Genomic DNA, 14,628 nt, shown 5'->3' with positions numbered 1-14,628 from the left:
TTTATTCAATTTGTTAAAACGGTCCATAGTTCATGACATGTGCAATGACTAATAAAACAATCGCCAAACCTGTCTGAATAAGAAAATATGGGAAAACCCATTTAACCCATTGGGAGAATGGGATACCTGAAATAGCCAACCCTGCTAATAAAATACCACTTGTTGGAATAATCATATTGGAGATACCATCACCAAACTGGAAAGCCAATACGGCTGTTTGCCTTGTTACACCAATTAAATCTGCTAAGGGCGTCATAATAGGCATCGTTAAAGCTGCTTGTCCGCTTCCAGATGGTACTAAGAAGTTCAAACAAAGTTGAAGCAAAAACATCCCAACTGCGTTAATAGAAGCAGGTAATACACTTACTGCATTTGCTACAAAATAAAGAATTGTATCAATTAGTCCTCCTGCAGTTGTAATGACTAAAATCGTTTGAGCAAAGCCTATGATTAAAGCTCCCTCAACCATATCGCGTGCACCAGAAATAAATCCTTCAGCCATTTTATTTGGACTAACCCTACAAATCACAGACATAATAATACTGCTTAATAGAAAAATCCCGCCAATTTCACTAATGTACCATTGAAATTTTATAACCCCAACAATTAAAGCAATAAAGTTTCCTAGTAGAACGAGTAACGCCAGTAAAAGACTGGTACTCATCTTAAAGTCTAAATCTATTTTAATACTCTCTTCTCGTTTAAATTTCCCATAAATCCCTTTAGACGGATCATTTTTTACTTTCTTTGCATGCCTATATATATAAAGAACTGTCAAAATATAAAAAACAAAGAAAACGATAATCCGATAGGACATTCCCGAATACATTGGTAATTCAGCTATCGTTTGAGCAACGCCAATATTAAACGGATTGGTAATTCCTGAAGTAAAGCCAGTAGCTAAAGTTCCTAGTATCACTATCGCAAACCCTGTAATAGCATCCATTCCTAATGCCATTGTTAATGGAATAACGATCGCAATATAAACAAGTGTATCTTCAGCCGAACCTATTAAAGTTCCTAAACTAGCAAAAATTAAAACAAGAATAGGTATTAATACATACTCCTGCTTCCCAAATTTACAAGCCATTACTTTAATAAATGAATCAATGGACCCTGTTTTTTGCATTATCCCTAGTGCTCCACCGAATAAAAAAACAAATAAAATAATAGATGCACCTTCAAGCATTCCTAAATGAACACTATTAAACATTTCAAGAAAACCAACAGGATTTGAATCGATATAGTGAAATGATTCTGGATCTACAACCATTCTCCCGTTACTCTCAATCCGATCATACTGACCTGCTGGCAAAACGTATGTCAGTATTGTCATCGTGATAATGATGATAAACATTAAAACAAACGCATTAATCCCCTTTATTCGTGACACTTCTACCTCTTTTTCTTGGTGCTGGTTCGCCATGCACTTCACCCCTAACGAAAAAATGTAGTATAGAAAGCTTTCCAATTGCGTTTGAGACATTTACAATATATACCCTAATTCAAACTATTTATTGTAGTTATCACCCACCTATTTTTCCACCAAACGGAAAAGTATTCTGTTTAATGGAAACTTTATAAACAAGAATAAAAAACAAAAATTAAAATGTCAATATTTTTAGATAATTCTGTACAATAAAATTATTATTCTTCTACTAAGTTGGCTTCTCCCCATAGAAAAACCCCCTACAAGGGTTAAAGGTCAATAAAAACTTAAAAAAGTCGATTTGCATCACATTTTTTGTGGCAAATCGACTTTTTCAGTACCCTCCAAGTTTATAAGGAGACCTTTTATTAAATGTGTTAATATTTTATTACGTGAGGATGACAGGAATCGAACCCGTAAACCCCCTTTTATAGGGATATGCAGCCCTTGCATTCTTCCTCATAATATATAATTTTTGAATGATTGATGTAGTATTACATTTTTCTCAGTCCCTTTTTACTATTTTGAAATCACATTTTCTCCTACATCAGATTTATTTTAAACGATTAGGAATGATTTCTTCTTGTAACCAATGCTCACTTGTTTGAACATGATCCATTCTGACAAATTTCCCCAAATTGTATTGGAAATCATCGTAATGGAATGAACCAGCATTTCTAATGACATACCCCTCTTGTTCACCATCAAACAGTGATATACCCGTAAATGTACGTTTTATTTTTTCTTCATCGAAAATCCCTCGATATAAAACAGGTACCGTTTCAATACCTAACTCAGCGGCAAAGGCAATCGTCTCATCCCAGCTCAAACAAATATTATCTTCATTCCAAATACTAAATAAATAAAAGTAGCTTGTTAACGCTTGATAATAAATGGAATGCTTGGCGTAAACATTTTCTCCACATAATCGCCAATCATTTGGAATCCTATACGCAAAACCCGCGTGAAATGTTTTTACCCAATGTCTAGAGGAATGGTTGGCTGAATTGATACTTCTAGCATGCATATAGTCTCTGTATAGGGTTGTGCCTTCCCCATCTAATTTTTCAGTGACAACCACTTCTTTTCCTAAAAAGTGATTCACGTTTTTAGCAACTTTATCATCATGGGTATAGCCCCTGCTCCAAGGTAAATGAAAGCTTCTTGGGTATTTTTTTAATTTCGACATATCATCACTTCCTTTCCCTATTATTTATTTAGCAAATTGATCTGCTTCACGGAAAAAGTAAAGCCTCGTTAATAAATCACCATCTAATAGATGATAAATTTCACTGCCACCTTTATCGCCCCCATACTGTATTAACATATGGAATTGCACTAAATAAACGACCTTTAAAACAAAGTTCTTCTCAAAGCCTAGCTCTAATAAAAAATGACAAACCAGTTGAGCAGATACATTTTCATGTCCAAAGTAGCCATATCGTTGTTGGAATGGTTTATATTTTTTACAAAATGGCTTGCCGACATCATGAAACAATGCAGCTATTTGTAATGCCAATTTGTCGCTTTCCATATAGTATTCATTGATATAGGCTAATACGAAATACGTATGCTGACATAATAAAAATTGATGGAATGAGTTTTCTTGATCGAATTGATAAATTTCTTTAAAAAGTGGGATTGATCGAAGTGTTTGAAAAAGCTCTTCATAGGTGGGCTGGCTTTGAATAAGTGCAATAAATTGCTGTCGAGAAATTTCATGGGGACTTGAATCATGTACAATATGCACTACATCAAATCCTTCTCCTACTGTTGGGAATTCTAAATGCTTTCTCATTTTTTCCATCACCAATAATGGTACATGCCGCTTCCGTTGTTGGTTTCTAGCTACACAAATTGAATAAGGTGTATCAAAGTAATAGCATTCCTTCTTAATGGTGCTTGGTAATTTACGAAGTGCAAACACCCTGCGGTCCCTTTCAATATTTGTGGCATCAACTATGACGGAAAAACCTTTTGCCACTAAATTATTTAAACGCTCATATAATGTACGAAAGACTACACGTGATTTTTGCTTCGTTGCATCGCCAAACAATTCCTGACGTATTGCATCACTCGAAAGAATGACCGCATTTTCGCTTATTGCTAACTGTTTCACAAATGTACTTTTTCCACTCCCAGGCAACCCCACTGTAAAGATTACCTTCATCCTTTTCACCTCCCTTCAAGATTCTATATCGTGTATCGTGTCAAATTCTTTAGGTATGGATGCTATTAATTTTAACAATAATTTATTGTAATCAGTCATATTGTGTCAGGATAGTACATATAAAAAAGACTGCTCCACCTTTTTGTAGAGCAATCTATATGTATTAATATTTTATTACCTTACACTGTTATTGTATCATAAATTTACAAAAATTACTAGACTATACTTCTTTGCGAAGTAGATGTATGATAAATTTCCTGATTCAATCACCCTACTTTTCCCCTTGGGATAAAGGTGTTTGGACAACCATTTAATAGAGAATCACAATTACCTTCATTTTCACCATCTTTATAGGTGAGGATTACTGCCACAGGAAGAGAAAAATTGGAGAGGAATGTGAGTAAACGTTGGAAAATCAAAAAGAATGGCTAGAAGAAAAGCATTACCTAGAGCATAGTTTAAATCTCATTGAATACAAAAAAAACGAATTACTGCTAAAGGAAAAAGGCTTCAAAGAAAATGCTGTCGCCCTGAAGAAATCCTTTTGGAACGATGTCAGAGTTAATTTAGATACTGCTGAAGATGTTGACGAAACCTTTTTTGCGATTAAGCAACAGGTAGAGCTTCTATCTGACTCAGAGCTTGCACAGCAACGTGCAATTCGTAACGTAAAGGTATACGAACGTTTACAACAATCACCCTATTTTGCTCGTATTGACTTTTTACAAAATGGGCACCAAGATCCTTTAAAAATTTATATAGGTGTAGCCACATTATTGGACGAACAGGATGACAATATAGTTATTTATGATTGGCGTGCACCTATATCGAGTATGTACTATGATTACACACCTGGCGATGCAACCTATGAAACATTAGGTGAAGAAATTCATGGTGAAATGTTACTAAAACGCCAATTTATAATTAAATATGGGCAGCTACAATCCATGTTTAATACTGGTCTTACCATTGGTGATGACTTATTGCTTGATATTCTTGCGCAAAACGCAAACGAACATATTCGTAGTATCGTTGCAACGATTCAAGCTGAACAAAATAAGATTATTCGACATGTTCACTCACGCTATCTCATCGTAGAGGGTGTTGCGGGTAGTGGTAAAACAGCTGTTGCTTTACAACGAGTAGCCTATCTATTGTATCGTTATCGCAATGAAATGACTGCAGATCAAATTTTATTGATTACACCTAATCAACTTTTTAATCAATATGTCCATACGGTCTTACCTGATTTAGGTGAGGACAATATGCAGCAATTGACGTTCATTGAGTATGCTGAGAAACGTTTAGGTCGACAGTTCCAATTAGAATATCCTTACGAGCAGCTTGAAGATCTTTTAACAGAAAAGAATGACGCTCATTATCGAACAAAATTAAGTACTATTTCTTTTAAAGCGAGTCTTACTTACAAACAATTAATGGATCATTATGTAAGCTATTTATCGAAGAAAGGCTTATTATTTAAAAATATTGTTTTTCGTGGAGAACGAATTATTCCAGCCCAAGTGATTTCGGAATATTTCTATTCTTTCCCTTTCACAATGTCGATACCTGATCGCCTACAATTAGTGAAAGAATGGTTATTGCAGCAATTAACGAAATTTGAAAGGGATGAACGAAGAAAGGAATGGGTAGAAGAAGAGGCTGAACTATTAGACAAGGAGGACTACTCCAAGTCCTACAAGGAGCTTTTATTTGAGGGACGCTATACAGAAAACTCTTTCGATGATTTTGATCAAGAACGCAAAAAATTAGCGAGACAAATTACCAAAAAACACTTTAAACCATTACGCAGCTCCGTTCATCAGTTAAGGTTTGTCCATATATTAGGTACGTATCGACAACTCTTTGATCTGCATAGTCCCGTTCATAAAGAATTACAGCACCTTATGCCGGACAATTGGGAGGATATTTGCCAGCGAACTCTCCCTAATTTAGCAAAACGTCTGATTGCCTATGAGGATGCAGCACCATTTTTATATTTACAGGACAAAATAGAAGGGCAACAGACAAATACGATGATCCGTCATGTATTGATTGACGAAGCCCAAGATTATTCGCCATTCCAATTAACGGTTTTACAGCAGTTATTTCCAAAGGCACGTATGACCATTTTAGGAGATGGACATCAAACGATTCATCCGCATACCTTTAGTAATCCTTCATTGCTTGACCCTCAATTATATGGGGATCAGGCAGAAAAAATGATTTTAACGAAAAGCTATCGTTCGACAAAGCAAATTATTCAACTCACTGCCAAGATTTTAAATGATAGTAGTCAAGTAGAGGCATTTAACCGAAATGGTCCAGAACCATCGATTACTATTGTGCCGAATGAATTGGCATTAACTGAGCAAATTATCCAAAGCATCAACGACCTCTCTACCAAATTTGAAACCATTGCTGTAATTTGTAAAACTGCAGCTGAATGCTCTGATGTTTATGAGCAATTAAGCAATCAAATAGATATTCAACTGATTAACCACAATACCAAGCAATTTAAAAAGGGTATATTATTACTGCCAGCATATATGGCAAAAGGTATCGAATTTGATGCAGTTCTTATCTATAATGCATCTGTTGCTAATTACTCAAGAGAAAACGAACGTAACTATTTCTATACGGCCTGCACGAGAGCTATGCATGAGTTGCGCATTTATGCCATCAACCAATTAACGTATTTTCTACAATAATAGGACACAGGAGAATCTGTAAAGAACAGATTCTCCTGTTATTTTTATATATAGAAAGTGTAGTCTTCTGGAATAACACGTTTAAGGAATTTTTTTGTCCGCTCTTCTTTTGGATTCACAAATATATCATGTGGACTTCCTTCCTCTACAACGACTCCACCATCCATAAATATCACTCGATTGGCTACATCCTTTGCAAAGCCCATTTCATGTGTGACAACAAGCATCGTTGTACCCTCAGCTGCTATGTTTTTCATGACCTGTAGTACCTCACCGACTAACTCTGGATCAAGTGCAGAGGTTGGTTCATCAAATAAAATAATATCTGGGTTTAATGCCACTGCTCGTGCAATCCCTACCCGTTGCTGTTGACCTCCAGACAACTGACTTGGATAGGCATCATACTTTTCCGAAAGTCCTACTTTATCAAGTGCCTTCTTACCAATCTCAATTGCCTGTGCTTTCGGTACCTTTCGACCAATGATAAGGCCCTCTGTCACGTTTTCCAAGGCCGTTTTATTAGTGAAGAGATTGTAGTTTTGAAAGACAAATGCTACACGCTGACGAATTGCATGGACGTCTTTTTTCTTTACATGTTGAAAATCGACTTGAATATCTCCAAATGTTGCATGTCCTTGATCAGCATTTTCTAAAAAATTAATGCATCGTAATAAGGTTGTTTTCCCTGAACCACTAGGACCTAAAATAACAACAACATCACCTTTATCAATGGCTAAATCGACGCCCTTTAAAATTTCATTATTACCAAATGATTTATGGATATTTTTAATCTCTAACATGCTTCATCACCCCTCAGGCATTTGCCGCTTTAAATTTACTTAAATGCTTTTCATATCGTTTAAAGAGAAATTCAACGGTACTACATAAAATTAAGTACACAATGAAAATATCAATATATGCTTCTACATAATTGTAACCAACATTGGCAGCTACCTTAGCCTTCAATGTGATTTCAGGTAAAGACATAGCATAGCCTAAAGATGTCGCTTTAATAAGATTAACAGTAGCTGTACAAATATTTGGCATAGCCACCACTAAGGCTTGTGGAATAATTATTCGGCGATATGCCTGAAATGTCGTTAAGCCCGTTGCATGCGCTGCCTCCAACTGGCCTTTTTCAATCGTACTTAAAGCAGAACGAAATACCTCAATTAAAATAGCTGTTGTACTAAAGGCAAAAACAATAAATGCATACCAAATAGGATTGATTTTATAAATATCATAGTTTATATTGTATTTTTCAAAAATAATTTTTAGCATTAACGGAATGCTACTATACATAATAAAAATTTGAATAATTATGGGTGTTCCTCTAACAAAGGAAACATAAATCTTTGCTAAATGATGAATAACTGGAATTTTATTAATCCGTGTTAATGCCAGTAAAAAACCAAGTGGCAAAGCAATGAGCAACGCAACAACTGTTACAAGGAGTGCAATAGGAACACCTGATAATGCTACAAAAAAGGTTTCAAGTAAAAATTGATAATTCATGGCTTCCCCTCCCTACGTTGTTTCTAATGTCTTTTTCCCTTTGCCAAAATACTTTTCCAGCATAGCAAAGAATTTTTCAATAATAATTGAAAGCACCCAATATACAATAGCTAAAGCAATATATATCTCTAATGCATGTGCATTTATATTACTAGCAATAATTAAATTTGCCTTCCCAACAATATCAATTAAGCCAATCGTATAAGCAAGTGCCCCCTCCTGTAATAACGCAATCATACCGTTCCCAAAGTTTGGTAAGGCGACAACAAGTGCTTGGGGGAAAATAATACGTCGATAGGCTTGAATTGGCGTTAATCCTACACTAACAGCCGCTTCAAATTGACCTTTAGGAATTGCTAAATAGGCAGAACGTATCACTTCTGACATAATTGCAGCGAACTGCAACGTAAATGTCACAACAACAAAAATAGCTGTTTCAATAGAATGCAAATTTATGCCAACATTTTCTGCTAATGCCGGTACACCATAATAGACAAGAAATAACAGGACAATTGATGGTGTACAACGCATAATTGTTGTATATAGATTCGCTAATTTTTGTAACAATTTTACTGAGCTTAGCTTTGCAGCTGCTAATAATAAGCCAAATATTGTGCCTAATACGATGGAAGATCCTGCAACTAAAAATGTCACTTTTAAAAAGGGCAATAATACAGGGATTGAATTCCAAATGTATGATGCATCAAAATACTTCTCCATTTCCTCACCAACTTTTATAAATATCTGATTATAGCGTAGTAAATTTTTCTTTGTATGAATAAAGACTGCTGAGTATACTGACTCAACAGCCTTTTATTGATAGTAGCAGCTGCTAACACCTTCTCTTCCGAAGAGAATTCATTAATTACCGCCTATTAACGGTTCACTTTTTCTAACACTTCAAATAAATCTCGCCCATAAAACTTTGTGCTTAATTCATTTGTTTTCTTCTGCTCTTTAATCTGTGCGATAGCTTTATCATATGCATCTGCAAATTCTTGTTCCTTTTTATTAAACAATGGCCATGTTTTGATAACAGCAAATTCATTGTAAACAACATCATCTTTTAAGTTATAGTAAGGACCATCCTCTGCTAAAACTTGTTGCTTAAATGGACCTTCAATCATAACACCGCCATCCACACGTTTTTCATTTACCCATTGCACCACATCAACCGTAAATGCATCTCCAGCCTGTAATTTTACTTTATTGTCAGGATGAGCTGTGTTGTACTCATCAATAATTGTATACTGGGCATTATTCGCAGCAATCGGTGCTAATGCATAGCCTTTTTTCGCGAAGTCTTCTAATGTTTTTATACCTTCATCTTCTTTTCGTAATACTAAACCAGCACTACTTAATCCTAAAAATTCTTTCGGGAAAATAAACTTTTCTGTACGTTCCTGTGTAAAGAATGCATTTTTAACCCCTACTTGATATTTTCCTTGCTCAACACCAATCAATAAATCATCACTTGTTGTCCCTACATACTCAAACTTATATTCAGGTAATAATTCATCCACTAGCTTCATCACTTCAACATCATAGCCTGTTGGATTCCCTTTATCATCTATATAACTAATTGGCTTAGAAGCCTGATCAAAAGCAACTTTCACTGTACGTACTTTTACGCCATCAGCATCCGTTCCTTTATCTGATGAGGATTCTTCTGAATTACAGCCTGCTAAAATGGCAAGTGAAGCCAATCCTATTGCAGCGAATTTGAAAATCTTGTTCTTTTGTTTAAACATATGTCATTTCTCCTTATTTTCAATGGTTTTTCCATTAATTTCCTTCAATTTTTGCTGTTCAATTGCTGCCGTTGCAAGCTTAATAATAGTCATATCATCCATTGGCGGATTATGCAGACCAGCACGAACATTTCGATAATAGCGTTGCAATGGATTTGTTAACTGCAAGCTCTTTGCCCCCACCACTCGCATTGCTTTGTCTACAACGTCAATCGCTAAATTCGTTACGGTATGTTTAGCCACAGCCATTTCATTTGTTAAAAATTCGCGTCTTGCTGGATCATCATAAGCCTCTGCTACACCGTATAAGACAAAGCGTGCCTGATGTAGCTTTAATTCTATGTCGCCTAGAAGCTGCTGGACATTGGGTAAAGTACTTATTGGAGCATTTAGGCTATTCGGTTGATGATGATTAGCAAAATATAGTGCATAGTCACGGGCTGCCTGCGCAATACCTAAGTAAGTTGCTGGAATATGTAGAATCCACCCATTTATTTTGCCACCGCTAGGATGACTAGGTAATTCTACTAAGTAATTACTAGGAACAACTACATCAGTTAGTACTAAATCATGGCTACTTGTTCCTCGCATTGCAGACATCTCCCAGTTTTCTTCAATGGAGAGACCTTTCACATCTTTATGAATCAAGAAGAAGCCAATTTGATTTTTTTCCTCAATCCATGCTGATGTTAAGAAATAATCGAGCACTGGAGAGGCCGTTGTAAAAATTTTACGCCCGTTTAATAGCCATCCTTGTTTTGTTGAAATAGCATTTGTTCCAGGTCGCCCTCCACGTGTTGGACTCCCTGTTGCTGCTTCACTAACAGCTCGATTGATAATAGCACCCTTTTTTATTTCTGGCGCAAGTAAATGCAGTGCATCATCTGCCCATAATTTTGTCTCATATATTTCTCCTACAACACCAAGTGTCCAACCTAATGAGAGGGAAGCATTTTCGTCATAGCTTGCTAATGTTTCTTGAATGAGTACCATATCATAAACTGATAAACCTTCACCGCCAAATTCCTTCGGTAAAGTTAGTCTCGGATAGCCGATTTGCAGAAGTAGTCTATGTGCTTCAAATGGAAAGCGAGATTGTTCATCTACCTCTTTAGCCTCGTTTCTAATCGGCTCTGCAATAGAAGCCAATTGATCGAGCCAATACTTTTGTTGTGCTGTTTTAATAAATAAATCCTTCAAGAAAATCTCCTTCTTCCCAAATTATACAAAACATATATATTTACTAAGAATTAACTTTTTAAAAAAATCTCTAACTACTTTTTTAGTAGTGAGATTTAAATTGGTACTGAATTTTCTGATTCGTTGACATTTATGATACTTTTCACAATAAAAAATGTCAATGGGTTAAATATAAGTTTTTTTGTAAGCTTTATTGGCTTTATCTCAATTTTATTCACCAAGCTGTTTTTACAACATATGCTAGATGGTAGAAAGAGGTGTATGTATGACAAATAATATGAATCCGTCATTAGGTAATATTGCCATGGCACATCTAACTCCCGAGGTTATTCAAACAAAATTTGGCGATATAAATGGAGATGGCATTTTAGAGACAGTCCTTTTAATAGGAACTAAAACCCCAGATAGCCCCCTGTGGAAAAATCTAACTTTGGGGATTTTTTATGGGCAAACACAAAAATTTGAAAAAGTAATACTAAAGCAAAATATTGGCTATAATCCAACTATTTTTCTAGGTGATTTCACTGGCAATCATCAAGATGATATTTTAGCTATTTCTGACACTGGAGGTAGTGGAGGAATTATCAATGGTGAAATCTTTGCCTCGATAAACGGCCAAGTTCGTTCTATTTTTGATACAGAATCTTTCACTAATAAATATACAGTCAATTATCAAGATCAGTACAAAGTAGCTGTTCGTAGCGCGAATCCTAAAAAGCAATATATTATTGATTTACAGTACAAGGGACCTGAATATTTAGCAGAAATCTATAATCAAGATGGTACGCTAAAACAGCCTATAGAGGGATGGGTTGATCCAATTAGTGGGTTGTATCCTGTTGATTATGAACGGGATGGAATATACGAAATTTTGGCGTATCAGGCTATTGCGGGGAGATATCATGCTGATGGATTAGGTTATGTAGAGAACATACTAAAATGGAACGGTAACAAATTTATTGTGGACCGCCAAACGGTATCGATTTATGGTGAGGACCTAAAATGAATTTTCTACTATAACTTAAAACGAGAATTTGCTCAAAAAAATTCTCGTTTTAGAGGTAGTAGTCGAAACTGTTATTTATTTTTCAACTAATGCGAAATAATTATCTTCATGATCAGCAAAATTAAATACTCTCCCCATTGGCATCATTATTAAATCCCCTACTATAACACCCTTTTCCTGAAAATCCTGATACAGATCTTCTATATGATCAGCGTAAAACATAATCGACGGTGTCCCTAAATTCAATTCAGGATGCATTTTTGCAATAATTTCTTTGTTGTGGAGTACGAAAGTCGTTTGAGCGTCTTTCGTTGGAGCAATTTCAATTGTTCGTATTCCTTCCTCTTCCCGTTCATCAACTACCACAAAGCCGATTTTTTCTGTCCAAAACTTAACGCCTGCATCCTGGTCATTTACATATATCATGACTTGTCCAATTTGTTTAATCATGAACAATCCCCTCCTCTTTTGAACATTAGTATACAACAATTGTAAGCTTTCTATGTTCACTCATGAGTAATATTACTGCAAACATTCTGATAAAAAAGCATTTATGGAAAAACGCTTAACATTTAATTTATTTTTGATAAAATAAGCTAGTTAGTCTATTCTTTACCTATTGCGGAAAAGTATACAACTATAATATAAGAGTGAGGATAATTTAAGTGAAACAACTAAGTTTAAGGAAAAAGCTCATTTTTTCATTTTTAGCAATGCTTCTAGTCCCAACACTATTAATTGGCATTATTTCTTACCAGAGTGCTGAGCAACAAATTTTAAAAGAACAACAAGCAAGCACAGCCGAGAGTATACGCATGCTTAATACGAATATTACAAACACCATTGATCCAAAAATAAAAGATATCCAATACTTCTCCAAAAAGCTGAATAAATCCTATACACAAGTAGATAAAGAACCAGAACTAAAGACTCTTTTCCGGGAATATATCAATATGCACCCCGAGGTAGAGCTCATCTATCTAGGAACGGCATATGGTCGGTTATTAGATGAACCTACGCAAGTATATCCAGATGACTTTGATTTACTTACCAGACCATGGTACAAGCAAGCTCTAGAAAATAATGACCAGGTGTCCATCACTGCACCATACATTTCTCAAGCTACAGGCGACATTGTCATAACAATTACACAAGCTTTACCTGACAGTTCTGGCGTAATTGGACTAGATTTAAACATTTCCACCCTTAGTACCATCACAAATGATATACGCATTGGGAAAAATGGTTTTGCCTCCCTTTTAGATAGCCATCAAGTATATATTGCTGACCAAAAGAACGAAAGTGGCTCAGAGGCAACTGAAAGCTATATCAAAAAAATATATGAACAAGATAGTGGAACAGTAAGAGAATCAAATAAGCAACTACAATTTGTTACTAATAAGCTAACAGGATGGAAGATTGTTGGTACAATGTTTTCTGCCGAGGCCTCTAAGGCTGCCGCCTCCACCTTTAATATGAACTTAATAATCATCGCTGTTTCAATAACTGTTGGTATTATCTTTATGCTTTATATGATTAAATCCATAGTTAATCCAATTAATCGACTGAAACAAAGTGCTGTAACAATTAGTGACGGTGATTTAACAGAGTTTATTGATATTCATTCTAAGGATGAAATTGGTCAATTGGCTGAAGCCTTTGTCTCTATGAAGGTAAGTTTAAAATCTTTAATACGTAATGTTGATCAAAGCTCTCAGCATGTACAAGCTGCTGCACAAGGTTTATCCGTCAATACAGAGCAAAATATTGCTGCTTCTGAGCAGGTGACAGAAGCGATGCAACAGGTGGCTATCAGTTCAGAGAAACAAACAACAGGAATTGACCAGAACGCAATATCAGTTGAAGAAATTGCTAAGGGAGTGGTTGAGGTCGCAGATAGCTCTATGCAAGTTTCAGATCTCACTAGCTATGCTATTCAATTGGCAGAGGAAGGTGGTCATTCTGTAGATCAAACGGTTCAGCAAATGCATTCCATTCACGAATCTGTAGCACTATCAGATAGGATGATAAAATCACTCTATGACCGAACAAAAGAAATTGGCTCTATATTAGAAATTATTAGTGCAATTTCCGATCAAACAAATCTTCTTGCCTTAAATGCTGCTATCGAAGCTGCCCGAGCAGGAGAGCACGGAAAAGGCTTTGCTGTAGTTGCAGATGAAGTTCGAAAATTAGCCGAACAATCACAGCATTCAGCAAAACAAATTTCTGAGCTAATTACAGGTATTCAGCAAGAGACTGCCAAATCAGTACAAACAATGATTAAGGCTTCTACAGATGTGCAGGATGGCTTACAGCTCACAGAAGATACAAGTAAAAAGTTTGCGCATATTATGACAAGCTTACGGGAAATGGCTCCGAAGATGGAGGACATATCTGCCTCTGCACAGGAAATGTCTGCAGTGGTTGAAGAAGTCTCTGCAACAGCTATTGAGCTAATAGATCACGCTAAATTAAATGCTGCCGCATCTGAAGAAGTGGCTGCATCTACAGAGCAAACATTATCCTCCATGCAAGAAATGGCTAACGCTGCTAAAGTACTACTTGATATGGCTGATGAATTACAGAGCTATGTAGGCCGTTTTAAATATTGATGATTCATACGTCTGAGCTCAACATGCGATTGAGCTCAGATTTTTATTTTTGTATAGCTTACATTAATCTACACAGGAGTTTAAATTTTCTGATATTTTAGATAATTTCATTGATTTAAATTCATTTTACTTTTAGAATCAGATTAAAACATTTGAACTATCAGTGAAGCAGTTTATAAGTGGAAAAACATTAACAAATTCCAATTTATTACATACAATTATACATTTTTC

The 14,628-nt window shown here is 35.6% G+C and carries 12 protein-coding genes and 1 tRNA gene; 3 read left to right on the top strand and 10 right to left on the bottom strand.

Annotated elements, in window-relative coordinates:
- Positions 1–13: 13 nt before the first annotated feature.
- The 4 genes from B2R82_RS14395 to B2R82_RS14380 all read right to left on the bottom strand — a co-directional run bounded on the left by B2R82_RS14395 (position 14) and on the right by B2R82_RS14380 (position 3,599).
- Entirely contained in the window at positions 14–1,426 is a 1,413-nt protein-coding gene (locus tag B2R82_RS14395; protein ID WP_286925509.1) for a YfcC family protein, read from the bottom strand.
- Between the two features lie 396 nt (positions 1,427–1,822).
- Positions 1,823–1,890 (bottom strand) — tRNA-OTHER (locus B2R82_RS14390).
- Positions 1,891–1,982: 92 nt separating this feature from the next.
- On the bottom strand, positions 1,983–2,618 hold the full coding sequence (locus tag B2R82_RS14385; RefSeq protein ID WP_286925508.1) for an RNA ligase family protein: 636 nt from the start codon (positions 2,616–2,618) through the stop codon (positions 1,983–1,985).
- 24 nt (positions 2,619–2,642) lie between these two features.
- Positions 2,643–3,599: an AAA family ATPase gene (locus B2R82_RS14380; protein ID WP_286925507.1), complete on the bottom strand. Its 957-nt coding sequence runs from the start codon at positions 3,597–3,599 to the stop codon at positions 2,643–2,645.
- 407 nt (positions 3,600–4,006) lie between these two features.
- On the opposite strand from B2R82_RS14380, the gene helD reads away from it, so the two are divergent.
- Positions 4,007–6,310 (top strand): RNA polymerase recycling motor HelD, encoded by a 2,304-nt coding sequence (gene helD, locus B2R82_RS14375; RefSeq protein ID WP_286925506.1) that lies wholly within the window; start codon positions 4,007–4,009, stop codon positions 6,308–6,310.
- 44 nt (positions 6,311–6,354) lie between these two features.
- On the opposite strand, the gene B2R82_RS14370 is transcribed toward helD, so the two are convergent.
- The 5 genes from B2R82_RS14370 to B2R82_RS14350 form a co-directional block, all read right to left on the bottom strand.
- Complete coding sequence (locus B2R82_RS14370) at positions 6,355–7,110, bottom strand: amino acid ABC transporter ATP-binding protein (protein WP_283870123.1); 756 nt, start codon at positions 7,108–7,110, stop codon at positions 6,355–6,357.
- A 13-nt stretch (positions 7,111–7,123) separates the two neighbouring features.
- On the bottom strand, positions 7,124–7,825 hold the full coding sequence (locus B2R82_RS14365) for an amino acid ABC transporter permease (RefSeq protein ID WP_286925505.1): 702 nt from the start codon (positions 7,823–7,825) through the stop codon (positions 7,124–7,126).
- A 12-nt stretch (positions 7,826–7,837) separates the two neighbouring features.
- Positions 7,838–8,545 (bottom strand): amino acid ABC transporter permease, encoded by a 708-nt coding sequence (locus B2R82_RS14360; RefSeq protein WP_286925504.1) that lies wholly within the window; start codon positions 8,543–8,545, stop codon positions 7,838–7,840.
- A 155-nt stretch (positions 8,546–8,700) separates the two neighbouring features.
- Entirely contained in the window at positions 8,701–9,576 is an 876-nt protein-coding gene (locus B2R82_RS14355; protein WP_286925503.1) for a transporter substrate-binding domain-containing protein, read from the bottom strand.
- Positions 9,577–9,579: 3 nt separating this feature from the next.
- On the bottom strand, positions 9,580–10,776 hold the full coding sequence (locus tag B2R82_RS14350) for an acyl-CoA dehydrogenase family protein (RefSeq protein WP_286925502.1): 1,197 nt from the start codon (positions 10,774–10,776) through the stop codon (positions 9,580–9,582).
- A 265-nt stretch (positions 10,777–11,041) separates the two neighbouring features.
- Between B2R82_RS14350 and B2R82_RS14345 the strand changes: the two genes are divergently transcribed.
- Positions 11,042–11,782 carry a hypothetical protein gene (locus B2R82_RS14345; protein ID WP_283870127.1) on the top strand — a complete coding sequence of 247 codons (741 nt, stop codon included), beginning with the start codon at positions 11,042–11,044 and terminating at the stop codon, positions 11,780–11,782.
- 75 nt (positions 11,783–11,857) lie between these two features.
- Here the strand turns inward: B2R82_RS14345 and B2R82_RS14340 are convergent, their stop codons facing one another.
- Positions 11,858–12,232: a VOC family protein gene (locus B2R82_RS14340; RefSeq protein WP_286925501.1), complete on the bottom strand. Its 375-nt coding sequence runs from the start codon at positions 12,230–12,232 to the stop codon at positions 11,858–11,860.
- 215 nt (positions 12,233–12,447) lie between these two features.
- Between B2R82_RS14340 and B2R82_RS14335 the strand changes: the two genes are divergently transcribed.
- Positions 12,448–14,397, top strand: coding sequence for a methyl-accepting chemotaxis protein (locus B2R82_RS14335; RefSeq protein WP_286925500.1), 1,950 nt, complete (start codon positions 12,448–12,450; stop codon positions 14,395–14,397).
- The last annotated feature ends 231 nt before the right edge of the window (positions 14,398–14,628 follow it).

Source organism: Lysinibacillus sp. UBA6686 (assembly GCF_002455205.1).
In the GTDB taxonomy this organism is placed as follows: Bacteria; Bacillota; Bacilli; order Bacillales_A; family Planococcaceae; genus Lysinibacillus; species Lysinibacillus pakistanensis.
Note: the sequence above shows the minus strand (reverse complement) of the source record. Positions and strands in the feature narration are given on the sequence as shown.